The organism is Stenotrophomonas maltophilia group sp. msm4 (assembly GCF_032025605.1).
GTDB lineage: Bacteria > Pseudomonadota > Gammaproteobacteria > Xanthomonadales > Xanthomonadaceae > Stenotrophomonas > Stenotrophomonas sepilia.
Genome location: NZ_JAVSKK010000003.1, coordinates 101,504 through 120,849, shown reverse-complemented (window position 1 = coordinate 120,849; position 19,346 = coordinate 101,504). Strand labels below are relative to the sequence as shown.

Annotated in this window: 13 protein-coding genes; 7 read left to right on the top strand and 6 right to left on the bottom strand. The window is 65.9% G+C overall.

Translation table 11 applies throughout. The features are described from left to right. Window positions 1–43 precede the first annotated feature (43 nt). Window positions 44–823, top strand: a complete 780-nt coding sequence (locus ROV93_RS14860; RefSeq protein WP_061479922.1) for a SprT family zinc-dependent metalloprotease — start codon at window positions 44–46, stop codon at window positions 821–823. A gap of 303 nt (window positions 824–1,126) precedes the next feature. Here ROV93_RS14860 and ROV93_RS14855 read toward each other — a convergent pair whose 3' ends face one another. Continuing rightward, a complete protein-coding gene (locus ROV93_RS14855) occupies window positions 1,127–1,993 on the bottom strand; it encodes a methylglyoxal synthase (RefSeq protein ID WP_072167410.1) in 867 nt (288 codons plus the stop codon). A gap of 167 nt (window positions 1,994–2,160) precedes the next feature. Here ROV93_RS14855 and ROV93_RS14850 point away from each other — a divergent pair, with 167 nt between their 5' ends. Then, window positions 2,161–4,569, top strand: coding sequence for an ATP-binding protein (locus ROV93_RS14850; protein ID WP_072167409.1), 2,409 nt, complete (start codon window positions 2,161–2,163; stop codon window positions 4,567–4,569). On the opposite strand, the gene ROV93_RS14845 is transcribed toward ROV93_RS14850, so the two are convergent. The 3 genes from ROV93_RS14845 to ROV93_RS14835 all read right to left on the bottom strand — a co-directional run bounded on the left by ROV93_RS14845 (window position 4,555) and on the right by ROV93_RS14835 (window position 11,104). Then, window positions 4,555–6,000 (bottom strand): FAD-dependent oxidoreductase, encoded by a 1,446-nt coding sequence (locus ROV93_RS14845; protein WP_072167408.1) that lies wholly within the window; start codon window positions 5,998–6,000, stop codon window positions 4,555–4,557. The genes ROV93_RS14850 and ROV93_RS14845 overlap by 15 nt on opposite strands. Window positions 6,001–6,085: 85 nt before the next feature. Next, window positions 6,086–10,540 carry a glutamate synthase large subunit gene (gene gltB, locus ROV93_RS14840; protein ID WP_072167407.1) on the bottom strand — a complete coding sequence of 1,485 codons (4,455 nt, stop codon included), beginning with the start codon at window positions 10,538–10,540 and terminating at the stop codon, window positions 6,086–6,088. Window positions 10,541–10,714: 174 nt separating this feature from the next. Next, a complete protein-coding gene (locus ROV93_RS14835) occupies window positions 10,715–11,104 on the bottom strand; it encodes an I78 family peptidase inhibitor (protein ID WP_032954733.1) in 390 nt (129 codons plus the stop codon). A gap of 111 nt (window positions 11,105–11,215) precedes the next feature. Here ROV93_RS14835 and ROV93_RS14830 point away from each other — a divergent pair, with 111 nt between their 5' ends. Further along, the gene (locus tag ROV93_RS14830) at window positions 11,216–12,274 is read left to right on the top strand and encodes a DNA topoisomerase IB (RefSeq protein WP_072167406.1); all 1,059 of its coding nucleotides are present in this window, start codon (window positions 11,216–11,218) and stop codon (window positions 12,272–12,274) included. Here ROV93_RS14830 and ROV93_RS14825 read toward each other — a convergent pair. After that, complete coding sequence (locus ROV93_RS14825) at window positions 12,262–12,570, bottom strand: hypothetical protein (RefSeq protein ID WP_005421049.1); 309 nt, start codon at window positions 12,568–12,570, stop codon at window positions 12,262–12,264. The two genes, ROV93_RS14830 and ROV93_RS14825, sit on opposite strands and share 13 nt — an antisense overlap. A 196-nt stretch (window positions 12,571–12,766) precedes the next feature. On the opposite strand from ROV93_RS14825, the gene ROV93_RS14820 reads away from it, so the two are divergent. The 4 genes from ROV93_RS14820 (at window position 12,767) to ROV93_RS14805 (ending at window position 18,121) form a co-directional block, all read left to right on the top strand. Continuing rightward, window positions 12,767–13,873: an SDR family oxidoreductase gene (locus tag ROV93_RS14820; RefSeq protein ID WP_312540298.1), complete on the top strand. Its 1,107-nt coding sequence runs from the start codon at window positions 12,767–12,769 to the stop codon at window positions 13,871–13,873. Window positions 13,874–14,108: 235 nt separating this feature from the next. After that, on the top strand, window positions 14,109–14,270 hold the full coding sequence (locus ROV93_RS14815; RefSeq protein WP_155760601.1) for a hypothetical protein: 162 nt from the start codon (window positions 14,109–14,111) through the stop codon (window positions 14,268–14,270). Between the two features lie 489 nt (window positions 14,271–14,759). Next, window positions 14,760–16,880, top strand: a complete 2,121-nt coding sequence (locus tag ROV93_RS14810; protein ID WP_072167404.1) for a peptidase domain-containing ABC transporter — start codon at window positions 14,760–14,762, stop codon at window positions 16,878–16,880. Next, entirely contained in the window at window positions 16,877–18,121 is a 1,245-nt protein-coding gene (locus ROV93_RS14805) for an HlyD family efflux transporter periplasmic adaptor subunit (protein ID WP_072167403.1), read from the top strand. Before ROV93_RS14810 ends, ROV93_RS14805 begins: the two co-directional genes overlap by 4 nt. A 77-nt stretch (window positions 18,122–18,198) precedes the next feature. Here the strand turns inward: ROV93_RS14805 and ROV93_RS14800 are convergent, their stop codons facing one another. Then, window positions 18,199–19,299, bottom strand: a complete 1,101-nt coding sequence (locus tag ROV93_RS14800; protein ID WP_072167436.1) for a serine hydrolase domain-containing protein — start codon at window positions 19,297–19,299, stop codon at window positions 18,199–18,201. Window positions 19,300–19,346 lie beyond the last annotated feature (47 nt).

Sequence of the window (19,346 nt, the reverse complement as noted above, 5' to 3'; positions counted from 1 at the left end):
TCGCCGGTCATCCGGCGGCCCGAACCAGCGCTATGCTGGGCGCATGAGCCGTCTGCTGCGCCGCCTGATCACTCCGACCCCGCCCGCCACCGTACAGCGCGACACCGTTCGCCTGCGCCTGGAGGATGCCGAGATCGAGGTGCTGCGCGTGCGCGATCCGCGCGCGCGCCGCATCAAGCTGAGCGTGGACGAGCGTGGCGCGCGGTTGACGTTACCCCCGCGCGCAAGCCTGGTGATGGGCGAGCGCTTCCTGGAACAGCACCGCGACTGGCTGGCGCTGCAGCTGCGCCAGTACCAGGGGCAGGGCCTGCCGGCACCGCTGCAGCCCGGCGAAGACGGCGTGCTGCCATTGCGCGGTGAACTGTTGCCGCTGCGCTGGCAGGAAGGCCGCTACGCGCGGCTGGAGATCGACGCGCACGGTGCCTGCGTGCAGTGGCCGACCCGTGGTGGTGACGCCACGCTGCGTCGCCTGCTGCGCGAGTTCTATGAAGCGCAGACCCGCGCCGACGTCGGCCGCTGGCTGCCGAAGTACCTGCCCACCCTGCCGCGTGCCCCCAGCCGCCTGCGCCTGAAGGTGATGTCCTCGCAGTGGGGCTCGCTGGCCCCCGATGGCAGCATGGCCCTGGACCTGGCCTTGGTGCTCGGTCGTCCGGAAGCGTTCGAGTACGTGCTGGTGCACGAACTCTGCCACCTGATCCAGCCGAATCATTCGCCCGCGTTCTGGCATGAAGTCGAACAACGTTTCCCTGCCTGGCGCGAACAGCGCGACTACTTCCAGCTGGAAGGTCGGCGCCTGAAAGCCATGCTACGCCAGCTGCTGTAACTGTAGAGCCGAGCCCACGCTCGGCTGCCGTTGAATGCAGCCGAGCATGGGCTCGGCTCTACACAAGCGCGCGCAGCACGCGACCCGATCCTGCTCTTCTTTCTTTCTTCCGTGGTGGGCACACCGGAATCTGTCCGTGGCCGGGCGGGGTGGGTTGCGCAGGGGCGTGAGCCGCATGGATGCGGCGACCGAGCTTACAGGGACGTACTTGCAGCGACCCCTGCGCAATCCACCCCGCCTGGCCGAGCACGGCTTCTGGTTTGAACGACCGACCACGAGGGGCGCAGCCGTTGGCCGAAACCCTCACCCCGCCCGCAATGCCGCCGCGGTCGCCCACCGCGCCGCCACCCGCGGCGCGGTGATGCACACCGCCTGGTCGGTCACCGTTGTCACCGCGCGTTCCAACAGCTGGATATCGGCCTCATGCTGGCGTGCCACATGCGGGTCCTCGAAGAAGATCGCGCGCTGGCAGCGCCCCTCCAGCACACGGTCGGCAATCTGCGCATCGCCGCCCATCGGGCCACTCTGGTAGCGCGTCACCCACGGCGTATCGCTGGGCCAGCCGCGGCTCCAGGCCAGTTCGTTCAAGCGCTGGCCGGTGGTGCCGGTCGCCACGCGCTCGCCGAACCGTGCCAGCACATCGAAGTGCTCGTCAGCGAAGGCCAGCATCGCCGGCTTCATCGCGTCGTGCGCGATCAGCGCCAGCGTCTGGTGCTGGAAGGCATGCAGATCATCGGCACCGGCATCGGCAGCCAGCCCGGCGTGGATGCGTTCCACCTCGATCCAGTCACGCGCAGTGGCCACGGTTGAAATGAACGGCTTGCCGTGGATCACGCACTGCCGCTTGAGCGCGGTTGCCTCCGGAAACACCGAGGAAGGATCGACCGGGTCGATCAGGTAGATCGCACCGTCCAGGGTGCGGTCCGGCCCCATGCCAACCACTTCGGCCACCAGCTTCATCAGGCCACCCTCGCGGCCGTAGGGGTAGCGGTGCAGGCCGCCGTAGCCGGCCAGGAAGCCCTGCCGTTCGATCGCATCGTGGGTGCGCCCGACCGCGTGCAGCGATACCCCCAGTTCACGCAGCCCGGCCTCGCTGGCACGCAGCCAGCGGAACAGCGCGGCGCGCGCATCGTGGTGATGGAGACGGTTGGCGGCCAGGCCGATACGCATCGAGCGCTCCGTAGGGACGGGTAGAAGCGGCAGTGTATGTCGGCATTCGCCGATAGGGATGTTTTTCGAATTTTTCTCATTGTCGCGGAAGCGCGCCTCGCTAGCGTGGCTGGCAGCGGTACCGCTGCGCGGCCGTGGTTCCTGCCCGCGAAATGAGGATGTCTACCGTGAATGTCGCCGGCCGCCGCGCCGTCGCCGCTGTCATGGCATCGCTGTTGCTGCCCGGCATCGCTGCTGCGTCCGGCTGTTCGAGTCCACTGCAGCTGGCATGGCGTTCCGATCGGCCGCCGCTGTCATACAACGCGCAGGGCGACCTTGCGGGGTTGGCTGCAGATTACCTGCCGCTGCTGGGCCCGCAGGCAGTGCAGCATGCGCAGCCGTTGCCCGCAGCGGTGCTCACCGATGACCCGCTGCCGGCTGGCACCCAGGTGCTGCTGGGCTGGCCGCGCGCACAGCTGCCGACCGGCTGGGTGGCCAGCAGCCCCTACCTGGAAGTGCCACAGGTGATCGTGCGGCGCGAGGGTGCAGCGCCAGTGCTGGGGTTGGAGGGACTGCGTGGCCGCAGCGTGGCCAGCCCGGACCGGCTGCCGCTGGACGCATTGCTGGCCGAACAGGCCCCGGGTGCGCAGCTGCTGGCACCGGCGCCGCTGGACCACGCGCTGTCACTGCTGCGCGCCGGGCTGGTCGATGCCGTGGTGGCCAATCTCGCTGAAGTCGAAGCCGCGCTTCGCGCCGTGCCGGGTGACCCTCTGGTGATCGCAGCACCCGCGGGCTTCGGCGATGCACTGGTGCTGGCCGCCGTACCGGCCTGTGCCGCGGTGGTCGCTGCCTTCGACCGGGAGCTGCAGCGGGAGGGCGATGCGCGTCGGGCGTCGGTTCGCAGTGCCTGGCTGCCGGAACTGCCACGTGCGCGGCCCGCCGGTTCGGCACTGCGCTGGCTGGTGCCGGTGTCGCTGATCCTGCTCGCGCTCATACTGCTGCATGCCTTCGGCTACTGGCGCGTGCATCGCGAGAGCGTGCGTCGCCGGGTGCTGGAGCAGCGCTTGCATGAAGTCACCGCGAACCTGCCGGCGGTGGTCTACCAGGCGCGCCGTTCGGCAACCGGCCACTACAGCCTGGCGCAGATCGCCGGCGACGTGCAGGCGCTGTTCGGCGTAGCCGTGGAGACTGAGCAGATCGACCATCTGCAGCTGCTGGCGGCCGTGCATGCCGGTGACCGCAGCCGGGTGATGGCGAGCATCGAAGCGGCCGCGCTCGTGCGCGGTCCGATCGACGTTACCTTCCGCACCCGGTCGGCGCAGGGCTGGCGCTGGGTCCGATCACAGGGACGACCGTTGCCGTGCGATGACAGCAGCGTGGAGTGGAGCGGCTACTGGATGGACGTCAGCGAAGCCCAGGCGCGCGCAACGGCGTTGGCCGAGGCGCGCCGCGCGGCCGAGCAGGCGGCGCTGGCCAAGGGCCATTTCCTGGCGACCATGAGCCACGAGATCCGCACGCCGATGAGCACCCTGCTGGGCATGCTGGAGCGGCTGGCTGGCACGGACCTGGATGCGGGCCAGCGGCAGGTGCTGACCACCGTCGGTGACGCTGCGCAGATGCTGCGGCAGATCCTCGACGATGTGCTGCACAGCCAGCGCCTGCAGCCGGCGCCCCTGCAGCTGCGTCCGACCGATCTGGCGGCGCTGGTGCGCGCGGTGCAGCAGCTGTTGATGCCCGTCGCGGCCAGCCGCGGGCTGCACCTGTGCAGCGAGATCGACCCGACGTTGCAGCCCTGGTCGCTGGCTGACGGGCTGCGCCTGCGGCAGGTCCTGTTCAACCTGGCCGGCAATGCGCTCAAGTTCACCCTGCAGGGAAGCGTGGTGTTGCAGGTCCGCGTGCTGCAGCAGCGCGACGGCGGCCAGCGACTGCGCCTGCAGGTGACCGACACCGGCGTGGGCATCAGCGTGGAGCGGCAACAGGCGGTGTTTGCCGCCTACGAGCAGGCCGAGGCGTCGACCACGCGCCGTTTCGGCGGCAGTGGCCTGGGGCTGTCGATCTGCCGCGAGCTGGCGACGTCGATGGGCGGGCGTCTGCACCTGCGCAGCGTGCCCGGCAAGGGCACCACTGTGTGGCTGGAGCTGGACCTGGCGGCCTGTGCGGCCCCCGCTGCGGGACCGGCGACGGCACGGCCCGCGCAACGACCGTTGCCGCCGGCGCGGGTGCTGGTGGCCGAGGATCATCCGACCAACCTGCAGTTGCTGGCACAACGCCTGTGCGAGCTGGGACTGCAGGTGCACGCCTGTAGCGACGGCCTGCAGGCATGGGAGGCCTGGCAGGCGCAACCGTTCGACCTGGTCATCACCGACTGCCACATGCCGCACATGGATGGCTTCGCGCTGGCCCGGGCGATCCGGAGCGACGCCTGCGCCACCCGTGCGCGGGTCCCGATCATTGCGCTGACTGCCAGCGTGCTGGAGCGCACCCGTGAGGCCTGCCGTGATGCGGGCATCGACCATTTCCTGGCCAAGCCGCTGGAGGTGCACGAACTGCGCGCGCTGCTGGAAGTGCTGCTGCTGCCGGACTCAGTGCGCCAGTAGGCGGACGATGCTGGCAGCAGCGTCGCGGCCTTCGGCCACCGCGGTTACCACGAGATCGGCACCACGCACCGCGTCACCACCGGCGAACAGGCGTGGATGCGCGGTCTGGAACGGCAGGCGGTCCTTGCCACCGGCGAGGATGCGGCCATTGGGCTGGCCTTCCACCCCCAGTTCCGCCAGCCACGCCGGCACGCTCGGCGAGAAGCCGAAGGCGATGATCACCACGTCTGCCTCCAGCAGCGACTCACTGCCTTCGATCGGCACCGCGTTCTGGCGGCCATTGGCATCGGGCTCGCCCAGCCGGGTCTCGACCACGGTCACGCCGATCACCTCGTCGTCGGCGCCGGCTTCGATCGACAGCGGCTGCCGGTTGAACAGGAAGCGCACCCCTTCCTCGCGTGCATTGGCGACTTCGCGCGCGCTGCCGGGCATGTTGGCTTCGTCGCGGCGATAGGCGCAGGTGACCTTGGCCGCGCCCAGCCGCACCGCACTGCGCACGCAGTCCATGCCGGTATCGCCACCGCCCAGAACCACCACGCGCTTGCCGTTGAGGTCGGGCAGGGCGATGGTGTCTTCCCAGCCGGCGATCGGCCGGCCCTTCGGATCATCGCCGCCGACGATGCGGCTGTTCTGCACCAGGAACGGCAGCGCCGGCAGCACGCCCTTCAGGTCCTGGCCGACCAGGCCACCCTCGGTATAGCGGTAGGCGCCGGTGCCGATGAACACCGCATCGTGGCTGTCCAGCAACTGCTGCACGCTGACATCACGGCCGATCTCCACACCGAGGCGGAACTGCACGCCCATGCCTTCCAGTACTTCACGGCGGCGATGGATCACGTCCTTGTCCAGCTTGAAGCTGGGAATGCCGAACTGCAGCAGGCCACCGATCTGCTCGTAGCGGTCGTAGACCACGGCGGCAATGCCGGCGCGTGCCAGGCGGTCGGCACAGGCCAGCCCGGCCGGGCCGGCACCAATCACCGCCACACTGTGGCCGGTCGGCTGCACCGCGCCAAGGTCCGGGCGCCAGCCACTGGCCAGTGCGGTATCGACGATGTACTTCTCCACCGCGCCGATGGTGACCGCGCCGAATTCCTCCAGCGTGCAGCTGCCTTCGCACAGCCGATCCTGCGGGCAGACCCGGCCGCACACTTCCGGCAGCGGATTGGTGCTGTGGCACAGCGTGGCGGCCTCGTGGATGCGGTTTTCCTGCACCAGCTGCAGCCACTGCGGAATGGCGTTGTGCACCGGGCACTTCCAGCTGCAGTACGGGTTGCCGCAGTCCAGGCAGCGGCCCGCCTGGTACTGGGCGTCTTCCTTGCCGAACTTGCCGTACAGCTCGCCCCAGTCGCCGGACGTGCGCAGTTCCACCGGGATGCGCTGCGGCATGGTGCGGGGCAGGTCGAGGAACTGGAAGGCGTGCTTGCGGCTCATGGCGGACTCTGTGGTGTTTTACGGATGCCGGCCAGCGGCCGGCACTACGTGATCCTGGGTTGCCGGCCAGCGGCCGGCACTACCGTCAGGCGGCGCGTCGCAGGGTTTCGGTCAGCGACTCGATGCTGGCGGCCTTCGGTTTGACCAGCCAGAACTTGCCGATGTAATCGCGGAACTCGTCCAGGATCTGCTGTGCCCAGATGCTGCCGGTCAGCTCGCGGTGGCGGCCGATCAGGCGGTGCAGGTGCTGGCGGTAGTTCTCGAAGCCTTCGGCGGAGACGCGATGGATGTCGATCAGCTCGTGGTTGTAGCGGTCGACAAAATCGCGGTCCACGTCCAGCACGTAAGCCAGGCCACCGGTGAAGCCGGCGCCGAAGTTCAGCCCGACCTTGCCCAGCACCAGCACCACGCCGTCGGTCATGTACTCGCAGCAGTGGTCACCGGCACCTTCCACCACCGCCAGCGCGCCCGAATTGCGCACCGCGAAGCGTTCGCCGGCACGACCGGCGGCGAACAGCTCGCCACCGGTAGCGCCATACAGGCAGGTGTTGCCAATGATGGCGGTGCTGCGTGCCTCGAAGCGGGCGCCACGCGGCGGACGCACCACCAGCCGGCCGCCGGCCATGCCCTTGCCGACGTAGTCGTTGGCTTCGCCTTCCACTTCCAGGTGCAGGCCACCGACGTTGAAGGCACCGAAGCTCTGCCCGGCGCTGCCACGGAAGCGCAGTTCCAGCGGTGCCTCGGCCATGCCCTGGTTGCCGTGCGCGCGCGCAACCGCGCCGGCCAGGCGGGTGCCGATGCTGCGGTCGGTGTTGTGGATCAGGAAGCGGTGCTCGCCACCGCGCTTGTGCTCGATGGCCGGGGCCAGCAGCCCATCCATCTGCGTGGCCAGGCTGTCCGGCGATTCGTACAGGCGCTGGGCGGCGCAGTGGCTGCCTTCGTAGCGGGCATCGGCCAGCAGGCGCGACAGGTCCACGCGCACGCCCTCGCGCGGTGCCGCGTCGATCTGCCGCAGCAGGTCGGTGCGGCCGACGATCTCTTCCAGCGAACGCACGCCCAGGTACGACAGCCAGCCGCGCACTTCCTCGGCCAGCAGGCGGAAGAAGTTCTCCACGCGTTCGGGCTGGCCGGTGAAGTGGTTCTCGCGCAGGCGCTCGTCCTGGGTGGCGACGCCGGTGGCGCAGTTGTTGAGGTGGCAGATGCGCAGGTACTTGCAGCCCAGCACGATCATCGGCGCGGTGCCGAAGCCGAAGCTGTCCGCTCCCAGCAGCGCGGCCTTGACCACATCCAGGCCGGTCTTCAGGCCGCCATCGGTCTGCAGCAGGGTGCGCCCGCGCAGGTCGTTGGCCAGCAGCGCCTGGTGCGCTTCGGCCACGCCCAGTTCCCATGGCACGCCGGCATAGCGGATCGAGCTGACCGGCGACGCACCGGTGCCGCCGTCATGGCCGGAGATGGTGATCAGGTCCGCACCGGCCTTGACCACGCCTGCGGCAATCGTGCCGACGCCGGCATGGCTGACCAGCTTCACCGACACCAGCGCGGTCGGGTTGACCTGCTTGAGGTCGTAGATCAGCTGCGCCAGGTCTTCGATCGAATAGATGTCGTGGTGCGGTGGCGGCGAGATCAGGCCGATGCCCGGGCGCGCATAGCGCAGGCGTGCGATCAGTTCGTTGACCTTGTGCCCCGGCAGCTGGCCGCCCTCGCCGGGCTTGGCGCCCTGCGCGACCTTGATCTGCAGCACCTCGGCATTGACCAGGTATTCGGCGGTGACGCCGAAGCGGCCCGAGGCCACCTGCTTGATCTTGCTGCGCTTCGCGGTGCCATAGCGTGCGGGATCCTCGCCGCCTTCGCCGGAATTGCTGCGGCCGCCGAGGCGGTTCATGGCGATGGCCAGTGCCTCGTGCGCTTCCGGCGACAGGGCGCCGAGGCTGATCGCTGCAGTATCGAAGCGCGGGAACAGGGCGCTGGCCGGGGCGACCTCGTCCAGCGGCACCGGCATTGCGGCCGGCACCAGTTCCAGCAGGTCGCGCAGCGCCGATGGCGGGCGCGCGTGCACCGCATCGCAGTACTGCTGCCACGCACGCGGGTCACCGCTGCGCGCGGCGCGCTGCAGGGTGGTGACCACGTCGGGGTTGTACATGTGGTACTCGCCGCCGTGCACGTACTTCAGCAGGCCGCCCACGTCCACGCCCTGCTGCGCATCCCAGGCCTGCGCGCACAGCTCGCGCGCGTCGGCATCCAGGCGTGCGAAGCCGGCGCCGCCGATGCGCGAGGCGGTGTCCGGGAAGCACATGTCCACAACCTCGGGTTCCAGGCCGATGATCTCGAACAGCTGTGCGCCGCGATAGCTGGCCACCGTACAGATGCCCATCTTCGAGATGATCTTCGACAGGCCCTTGTAGATGCCCTTGCGGTAGCGGCGGCCGATCTGCGACTGCTCGCCGCCCTTGCTGAGCTTGAGGATGCCGCGTCGGCCCAGGTCGAACAGGGTCTGGTAGGCCAGGTACGGATACACCGCGGTGGCACCGAAGCCGAGCAGGCAGGCCATGTGGTGCGGGTCGCGCGCGGTGCCGGTTTCGACGATCAGATTGACGTCGCAGCGCAGCCCCAGCCGCGAGAGGTGGTGGTGGATGGCGCTGGTGGCCAGCAGCGCATGCACCATCGGCCGACCGGCCACCGGGTAGCGGTCGGACAGCAGCAGCATCACCATGCCCTCGCGCGCGGCCTGCTCGGCCTCGGCACAGATGCGCTCGATGCCGGCACGCAGGCCCTCGTCTTCGCTGTAGGACAGGTCGAGCAGGCGGTTGGCCTGCACGTACTGGTCCATCTTCAGCAGCTGGCGCAGCTTGCGCTGGCTCAGCACCGGCGAGTTGAGGATGACGTGGTTCACCGTCTCCGGGCCGGCATGGAAGATGTTGGTCTCCTTGCCGAGCTGGGTGGACAGGGACATCGCGCAGTCTTCGCGCAGCGGATCGATCGGCGGGTTGGTGACCTGCGCGAAGGCCTGGCGGAAATAGTCGTACAGCGGACGGCTGCGCTGGCTCAGCACGGCCATCGGTGTGTCGTCGCCCATCGAGCCGGTGGCTTCCTGCTCGGTCTCGGCCAGCGGCCGCAGCACCTGTTCCACTTCCTCGCTGCTGAGCTGGTAGAGCTTGTGGTAGCTGCGCAGGGTGGCTTCGTCGAACGGCTCTTCCACCAGCGACGGGTCGATCAGTTCGGTCTGCAGGTAGGTCACGCCCTGCTGCAGCCACTGCTTGTACGGCGCGCGGCCGCGGTTGATGCGGTCCACCGCGTCCGAATCGAGCAGGTCGCCGCGCTTGAGGTCGATGGCCACCATTTCGCCGGGGCCGAGCTTGCCCTTGCGCACCACGCGCTCGGTCGGCACTTCCCACACGCCGGCTTCGGAGGCGACCAGGAAGTGGCGGTCGGCGGTGAGCATCCAGCGCGCCGGGCGCAGGCCGTTGCGGTCCAGCGTGCACACCGCGTAGCGGCTGTCGCAGGCGACGATGCCGGCCGGGCCGTCCCACGGCTCGCTGTTCAGGCCGTGGAACTCGTAGAACGCGGCCAGGTCGGGGTCCTTGAACTCCAGCGACTGGGTGGCCGGCGGCACCAGGATGCGCAGCGCCTGGATCAGTTCCATGCCACCGGCGACCATCAGCTCCAGCATGTTGTCCAGGCTCTGCGAGTCCGAACCGTGCATGGAGATCACCGGATCGAACTCGGCGATGTCGAAGCGCGGCGTCTTCCACACCTTGCTGCGCGCCTGCGCCCAGCGACGGTTGCCTTCGATGGTGTTGATCTCGCCGTTGTGGGCGAGCATCCGGAACGGGTGCGCCAGCGGCCAGCGCGGCAGCGTGTTGGTGGAGAAGCGCTGGTGGAACACGATCGCGCTGGAGGCCAGTTCGCGGCGCTGCAGGTCGGGGAAGAAGCGGCTGAGCTTGTCCGGCAGCACCATGCCCTTGTAGCTGATCGCATCCGGGGTGAGGGTGGTGACGTAGAAGTCGGCATGGTCGCGCAGCTGCTGTTCGCTGCGGCGACGGGCCAGGAACAGCGCCAGCGCGAAGCCGGCATCATCCTGGCCGACGCCGGCATCGACGAACACCTGCTCGATGCGTGGCAGGGTGTCGCGCGCCAGCTGGCCGCAGACGCTGTCGTCGGTGGGTACCTCGCGCCAGCCGGCGACCTTGCAGCCGACCGCTTCGAGCTGCGCCTGCAGCTGCGTGCGGCAGGCGTGTGCAGCCTCGGCATCGTGTGGCAGGAACACCAGGCCGGCAGCGAAGCGTGCGGCGACGGCGATGCCGGCTTCACTGGCCAGCAGTTTCAGGAACGCATCGGGGCGGCGCAGCAGCAGGCCGCAGCCATCGCCGGTCAGGCCATCGGCGGCGACGCCGCCGCGGTGGGTCATGCGCGAAAGCGCGGCGATGGCGGTATCAACCAACAGGCGCGAAGGTTGATCGTCGAGCTGGGCGACCATGCCAAATCCACAGGCATCGCGCTCGGAGCGCGGGTCGTAAAGCCCTTGGCGGTTGCGGGGGGCCATCTCTACCTCGATGCGTATAGGGTTGGCGGCGACACTCGTCCCCGCTCATTCCCTGGAGCGCATCGTGAGGCCACCGGATGCCTCGACTAGATCACAGGTTGCTGCAGCGCCGCAATACACGGTTGCAGGTGCAACAGAACGCGCCGGCAACCCCGTGCCGGCGCGCGGTCGAACTCAGCCGCAGCGCACGCCGCTGACCAGGCCCTTGTCGTCCACTTCGATGTTCAGGCGGTCGCCGAGGAACTCCATGGTGGCGACGTCATTGGGCTTCATGACGCGCAGCTGGTGGGCACCGGCATCTTCCTGCGCCTGCTTGCCCAGCGCGTCGGCGTAGGCCTGGCCGACCAGGCTCTGCACCTGGCTGGCATCGCAGGTGCCGACCGGCGGTGCCTCGGTGGCCTTGCCGGTTTCGTCGGCCGGCGCCTTGGCGGCTTCGGCCGCCTGCTGGGCATGGGCAGTGGCCGAATCCTGTTCATCCAGCGCCGGAGCCTGGCAGGCGGTCAGGGCCAGCACGGCCGGCAGCAGCAGGGCGGAGAGCGAACGGGCGCGAATCGGGAACGACATCATGACTCCGGAAGGGATTGTGAAAGCCCGAGCATAGCGGCGAACCGACCCTCACGTGTTTGTCTTCTGTTATCGACAGGTTCGCGGCATCGCGACGGCGACACTGCGGTCATGTCAACCTCCTCTACCCCCGAACGACAGGCCGCGCGCGCGGCCGGCCTGCGCTATGTCGATGACACCCAGCCAGGCATCAGCCGGCGCCGCGCCGGCAAGGGCTTCAGTTACCGCGATGCCGATGGCCACCCGGTTCGCGATGCCGCCACCCTGCAGCGCATCCGTGCGCTGGCGATTCCACCTGCGTATACCGCTGTGTGGATCTGCGCCCACGCCAATGGCCACCTGCAGGCCACCGGCCGCGATGCGCGTGGACGCAAGCAGTATCGCTACCATGCCGATTGGGCGAAGGAGCGCGATGCCGGCAAGTTCGATCGCATCATCGCCTTTGGCGAGGCGTTGCCCACGTTGCGGCGGCGGCTGTCGCGCGATCTGAAGCAGCCCGGCTTCCCGCGCGACAAGGTGCTTGCGGTGGTGGTGGCCCTGCTGGCCGACACCCTGGTGCGGGTGGGCAACGAAAGCTATGCACAGGAAAACAAATCCTACGGGCTGACAACGCTGCGCAACCGCCACCTGGACCTGCTGCGCGGTGGCCGCGTGCGCATGCGCTTCCGGGGCAAATCCGGGCAGTTGCACGAGGTGGTGGTGGGCGATCGGCGGCTGGGCACGCTGGTGCGCGGCATCCAGCAGCTGCCCGGACAGGCGCTGTTCCAGTACCGCGACGACGAAGGCGCGCTGCAGCCGGTGGATTCCGGCGCGGTGAACGACTACCTGCGCGAGGTGATGGGCGAAGACTTCACCGCCAAGGACTTCCGCACCTGGGGCGGCACGCTGGCGGCGGTACAGGCATTGGCCGCCACCGAACTGCCGGAACCGGCCAGCCAGCGCGCGCTGGCCAAGGCGCAGCGCGAAGTGGTCTGCCACGTGGCGGCACGGCTGGGCAACACGCCGGCCGTGTGCCGCAAGGCCTACATCGACCCGTGCGTGTTTGCCGGCTGGGAGCGCGGTGAGCTGGCCTCGCTGGCCGGCCTGCGAGGCCCGCGGCAGTGGGAGCAGGCCACCCTGAAAGTGCTGCGCCGGGCGCGGCGGCTCAGTCGCAGTCGTCAGCCGCAGTAGATCGCAACGATGTTGTTGGTCCGGCCCTTCTCGATGGTCAGGCGGTCGCCGCCTTCGCTGGCCGGCGGCACCCGCGGACCGTCATGGCGCAGGACCCGTACGTGCAGGCTGTCGCTGTCCACGCGTGCGCGGGCCACGGTGGCGTCCGAGGCGGCCAGGCCCACCGCGCCGCGCACCCTGTCGCTGTGGCACTGGCCGGAAATCACGCCGTCGATCGGCTGCACCTGGGCCATCGGTGTGCTGCTGCAGGCGGCAAGGGCAAAGCAGGCGGCGGCGGTGGCGATGGCATGTTTCATGGAGGCACTCCTTGTGTGATTGCGTGCAGGGTGCGACGTCAGACGTGGTGGCGGAATGAATGCCGTGCACATCGTGGACACGGCGCGCTCACCGCCGCCAACAGCGTGGGTGGAGACACTGCAGGAGCGGCATGGGCCGCCCCCCGGTAGTGCCGGCCGCTGGCCGGCAGCCCCTTTCCCTCCCGAGGAGACCTGCATGGCCACCACCAGGAAGACCCCCGCCCGCCGTAAGGCATCGCCGAAAGTGCGTAAAGGCAGCACCTCGACCAAGGCGGTCGCCGACCCTGATCGCCCGCGCGTGGTGAAGACCGCAACCCGCAAGGCAGCCGCCAGTGATCCACGGGCGGCACGCGTCGCTGCACGGCAGCGGCGCCTGCAGGACCAGGAGAAGGCCAAGGACGCCCGCGCAGCCAAGAAGGCAACAAAGAAGACCGTGACCCAGGCCGGCGCACGCCGGCAGCCGGAGGCGATGCCGGCGCAGCAGCTGGCCAAGCCCGGGCACGAGCACGAACTGGAGCTGGCGCCCCGTTTCCTTGCGCCCGACTACGCGGGCAGCGGCAAGCTGCAGGGCATGCGTGCGATCGTCACCGGTGGCGACTCCGGCATTGGCCGTGCGGTGGCAGTGTTGTTCGCGCGCGAAGGTGCGGATGTGGCGGTACTGCACCTGGACGAGGCCGAGGACGCGGACATCACCCGCCAGCACGTGGAGCGCGAAGGCGGCCGCTGCGTGGTGATCGCCGGCGATGTGCGCGACCCGCGCTTCTGCAACAAGGCTGTCAAGCAGGTGGCCAAGGCGTTCGGCGGCATCGATATCCTGGTCAACAACGCCGCGTTCCAGCTGCACTGCGAGCGCCTGGAAGACCTGGAAGACGCGCACCTGCAGGAAACCCTGCAGACCAACATCGGCGGTTACATCCAGATGGCGCGTGCGGTACTGCCGCATCTGGGCGAAGGCGCCAGCATCATCAACACCGGCTCGGAAACGGGGATCTTCGGCAGCAAGGCGCTGATCGACTATTCCGCCACCAAGGGCGCGATCCATGCGTTCACCACGGCGCTGGCCAGCCAGCTGCTGCCGCGCGGCATCCGCGTGAACTGCGTGGCGCCGGGGCCGGTATGGACGCCGCTGAACCCCGCCGACAAGCAGGCCGAAGACGTGGCGGAGTTTGGCAAGGACAGCGACATGGGCCGGCCTGCACAGCCTGAAGAGCTGTCACCGGCGTATGTGTTCCTGGCATCTCCGGCCTGTGCCAGTTACATCAGTGGGGTGATCCTGCCGGTGATGGGTGGGCCACGCGGGTAGGGGGAACCTGTTCGGGTCCACCCAAGACGGGATCGCCAACCCAATATTCTCACGTGAGGCTAGTGTCATTGCCTGCCTACTAAGTGTCAGGCGATTTGCAACTTTCCTCATGGATGTGAATGCAAATTCAAGCACATCGTTGACCTGCGGCGTGAATGCGGAGTCCTGAACTGCCGCCGTGTTGGTTGTATTCGTTAAAGAAGATGGTCCCTTCATCAAGGATAAGGAGCATTCCATGAAAGAGATTTCTGCAGATCAGATCGATAGCATCTCAGGAGGATGGCTGCCTTGGGCCGCCGTGGCCGCGTTTGTCTACTACGAACGAAATGAAATCGCGGACTTTGTAGGCGGCGTCTTGGACGGGTTCAATGGAACCAGCTATATGGAGCCAAAGTAAATGAGGGAATTTCGAGAGCTACATTGCGATGAAATCGGAGAAATTTCAGGTGGAGATTGGCAGACTTGGAACTGGGGAAGGATGGTGGGTTCAGCTCTAGGTAGTGCTTGGGGCGCGATGAAGGAGTACGCGGCCTCTCCCGATTCTTCCACTGACGTCATAGTCTAGTTGCTTCCTATTACCTTGGATGCCGGGTGCTTCTACCCGGCATCTTCCATTTTTCGTCGTGGAGCCATTTGTGCAATCAGATGATTCAAAAGGTGGAGGTGAGCGGGGCAAGTTCTATGTTTTCAGAGTCAAAAGGCGGGACGCTCATGTTCTTGGTGCGATTGCATTGCTGTGGTTCCTTTGGAGTCAAGGTGGCGAAATTTACATCCTATTCTCAAAGTTCTTTGAAAGCATTTTGCAGCGGGCGTCCGCTTAGTCTGGAGATCCACCGCAATTGAGAACGCAATCGATGAAGTATTTTCACGACTAGGAGGGCGACGCATGGACGCCCCTATACAGTCTGAGGTGGCTGAGTGTGGTCTTGCATGCTTGGCCATGGTCGCGGCGCACCATGGCAACAAGGCCGGGCTTCGGGAACTTCGTCGCCGGTATCCGCTCTCGCTCAAAGGCGCTACGCTGGCTCACATCATTGACGTTGGGGCAAAGCTTGGCTTTCGTTGTCGCCCGTTGAGCTTGGACATGGAGCATCTGAGCCAGCTGCAACTGCCCTGCATCGCGCATTGGGACCTTAATCACTTCGTGGTGATTGAGAAGCTCCATCGAAGCAGCGTCACTGTCCTGGACCCGGCATTTGGCAAGCGCAAGCTATCCTTCGAAGAGGTCTCGCGGCACTTTACGGGCATCGCTCTTGAGCTCCATCCAACCGCAGAGTTCCAGGTCACGCCGCCTCCAGCCGCAGTCTCGCTGAAGCAATTGACCGGAAAGATCGAAGGGCTATGGCGATCCCTCGGCTTGCTGCTGATGTTGTCAGTTGCTCTTCAAATATTCGTGCTGATAGCGCCATTCTTCATGCAATGGACAGTTGATCAGGCACTAGTCGCTTCCGATAGAGACCTTCTGACTGTACTTGGCCTCGGCTTTGGTCTGGCACTTGTACTGCAGGTATGCATCGGACAGATTCGCGGCAGAGCGGTGATTTATCTGTCGAATCGGTTGAGCCTGCAGTGGACCGGCAACGTCTTTCGACATCTCATGCACTTGCCCTTGGATTACTTTGAGAAGCGCCATCTGGGTGACGTCACCTCGCGCATGGGGAGTGTTCAGGCCATTCAGCGAACGCTGACGACAAGTTTTGTTGAAGCGCTGATCGACGGTCTCATGATGACAGTGACGCTTGGCATGATGTTGCTGTACAGCTGGAAGCTCGCTCTCGTCACCCTAATCGCCGTCGCCCTGTATGCCGTCGCGCGCGCGTTAGCATTTAATCCTCTTCGGCGCGGAACCGAGGCGCAGTTGATCGCGGGGGCAAAACAGCAGAGTCATCTGCTTGAGTCAATCCGCGGAGTTCAGTCAGTGAAGGTCGCGGGCCGCGAGTCGATTCGCCAAGCTGGCTACTTCAACCTTTTGAACGATGCCATCAACCGAGACATTTGGCTTTCGAAGTTTGGCCTGGGTTTCAGTGGCGCAAGCCAATTTGTGTTTGGTCTGGAACGCATCGCGGTCATCTGGATTGGAGCGCTTCTCGCAATGGAGAGCGTGTTCTCAGTGGGTATGCTGATCGCTTACCTTGCCTACAAGGATCAGTTCTCACAGCGCGTGGGCGCCTTGATCGACAAGTGGGTGGAACTCCGCATGCTTCGCTTACATGGTGAGCGGCTTTCTGACATTGTTCTCACGGAGCCGGAGAGCTCTTCTTTAAGGTCAGGTGGTCTGCCCCCTGATGATCTGCGTATCGAGGCCGATGGACTTGGCTTTCGCTATGCTCCTGGTGAGCCGTGGGTACTCAGGAACTGCAGCCTGGTGATTGAGCCCGGCGAATCGGTGGCCATCATCGGTCCCTCGGGTTGCGGAAAGACAACATTACTGAAGATTCTGCTTGGCCTTCTGCAACCCTCCGAAGGCGAGGTTCGAGTCGGGGGCGTGCCGCTTTCCAAGCTCGACATGGATGCCTATCGCCGAGTGATCGGAGCTGTAATGCAGGATGATCAGCTCTTCGCGGGAAGTGTGAGTGAAAATATTGCCTTCGAGGATCAGGACTGGGACGAAGATCGAGTGCGTGAGGCAGCTCGCCTAGCTGCAGTCCACGACGATATCTCTGCGATGCCAATGGGGTATAACAGCCTGATCGGAGACATGGGAACCTCCTTGTCGGGAGGCCAAAGGCAGAGGGTAATCCTTGCTAGAGCCTTGTATCGGAAACCTCGTTTTCTCTTTCTTGACGAGGCAACCAGCCATCTGGACGTGGATCGAGAGAGGCTTGTCAGCAACGCGGTGCGGAAGCTTGACCTCACCCGAGTGATCATTGCTCATCGTCCCGAGACGATCGCAAGTGCCGACCGAGTCCTCGTTATGCATGCGGGGACGATTGCTCCGGAACTGAAGCGAAGCCCTTCGGGTCCTTTGGCGAACGGAGAACAGCGTGAAAAGGTCACTGTTTCATGAGCGATTTGTTCCGAAAGGAGGCAGTGGACGCACAGCGGCGCAGCTGGCTCGGGGCGATATCTCTCGCGCAACCTGTTCGATTCTGGATTCTGGGGCTCTTCGCAGCGATAGCTGCCTCGACAATTGTCAGCTTCCTGTACCTGGGCGAGTACTCGCGCAGATCGCGGGTACTGGGTGAACTTGTGCCAGATCTCGGGCTGTCCACAGTCGTCGCTCCCTCTGCAGGTGTCGTGTCAAGGTTGAATGTGGAAGAGGGCGACCATGTTCGTGTTCAAGATGGACTGCTGACAGTGAATGTTCCAAGAGTCACGTCCTCCGGTCGCGATTCTGTGTCTACCTTGCTCGATGCCCAGAGGAGCCGAATTGCAAGCGTAAGCGCGATCAGCGAGTTTCAGGACAGACAGTTTGCAGCCCAGCAGGACGGCGCCAAAGCGCAGCGCAGCGCGATGTTGCAAGAGCTAGCCCAGATTGAGTCTGAGATCCAGACACGCGGCGAGCAGGTAAGGATCGGGCGCGAAACCGTAGCTCGCTATAGAAGCGTGGAGGGTCAGCGTTATGTGAGTCTCGTTCAGATCAACCAGCAAGAGCAATCGACACTTGAGATGGTGAACGCACAGCAGGCGCTCCAACGCCAAGCGACGTCAATTCGTAGGAGTCTGGCTGAACTGGAGCAGCGCCTTGCGGAGATTCCTCAGCAGAGGCTGTCGACTAAGGCCGCGTCTGAGCGGGACTTGGCGGCACTGAGCCAGGAAACTATTCGGATGGAGGCCGATGGCGAACTCCTTCTTCGGGCTCCCGTAGCCGGACTTGTCGCGAACCGGTTGGTCGAGGCCGGACAGGCCGTACAGCCAGGTCAGGCGATTCTTAGCTTGCTACCCGAAGGGTCCGAGCTAAGAGCGCAGTTGCTTGTCCCGAGTTCCGCGATAGGCTTCGTGAAAGTGGGTGATCGAGTTTTGCTGAGGTACCAAGCATATCCCTACCAAAAGTTCGGTACTCATGAGGGCACCGTAATTCGCATCTCCAGAAGCGCAATGATGAAAAGTAAGGAGAGCAACGATCCAAATCAGTCCCTGTATCGTGTCTTCGTTTCGCTGGACCACCAGGATGTTCTGGCATATGGGAACCGCGAGCCACTGCGTCCAGGTATGCAGCTTGAAGCAGATATTATGGGAGAGCGCCGAAAGCTCTATGAGTGGTTACTCGAGCCGCTCTACTCTGTCACGGGAAAATTTACGAGATAGTTGATGATGCGCACATCGCGGACACGGTGCGCTCATTGCCGCCAACATGGATGGAGATACTCCAGGAGCGGCATGCGCTACCCCTCGCAGTGTTGCCGCTGCCTGCCGCGTCTGAGCGCTGTTTCAGCAGTCGCATAGAAGTCGGCAATGCGCGGAATGAACTGCTGCGGATTGGCACCGACAAGATTGGTCAGCACCACTACCGCCACGCCGCGCTCGGGATAGACCACGAAGGCCGAGCGCGCACCGCCGATACCGGCCACCTGAAGGTCGGGCGACGCGCGCAGTACCGCCCAGCCACCCGCCCACGGGCCGGCACGGCCATCCGCCAGGCGCTCTGCGCTCCACATCCGCCGCAGGGCCGTCTCCGGCAACAGGCGGCCTTCGGTCAGCGCGACCAGCCAGCGCGCGGTGTCGTCGGCGGTGGTGAGGATGCCGCCACCCGCCCACAGCGAAGGCGGTATGTCGTAGAACCAATGCGACAGGCGGGACGGCGCATCTACAGCGTCGGTGGCACGCGGGGCCAGGCTGTACATCGTCGCCGCATCCGGAATCAGGTCGTAGCTGTCGCCGAAGGTGGTGCGGGCCATGCGCGCGCTGCTGAACTGGCCGGTGGCGAGGAAACGTTCGTAGGGCATGCCGGATTGCTGCGCGATGATCCGTGCCAGCAATACGTAGTTGGTCTGGTTGTAGGCGAAGCGCTGCCCAGGCGCCGCTTCCAGCGGTCGAGCTGTCACCGCCGCCCATGCCTGTGCTTCGGAACCTCCGCCCAGCAGCCCGTTCGCATCAAGGATGTCCGGAAGGCCGGAGGTATGCGCCAGCAGCTGGTGTACGCGTACGTCTCTCCACGCTGGCGGAAGATCACCCAGATATCGCGAGGCCGGCGCGTCCAGATCCAGTTGCCCCTGCTGGGCCAGCTGCGCGGCAGCCACGCCGGTGAATGCCTTGGTGGCCGAATTGAGCGGGAAGCGGGTGTCGCGCGAGGCAAGCACACCGTTCTCCACGTTGGCCAGCCCGTAGGCTTCGGAGAGCACGATCTGCCCATCCTTGACCACCGCGATCTGCAATCCCGGGATGCGCTGCTCCAGCATGATCTGGCGGATCAGGCGGCGGGTCTGGTCGTTGGCCTGGTCCTGGCTGGCAGAGACGGCGGCGAAGGGCAGGGCACTGACGAGCATGAGCAGGACTCGGAGCATTGGGCGGGACATGCGGAATTCCAGCGGGG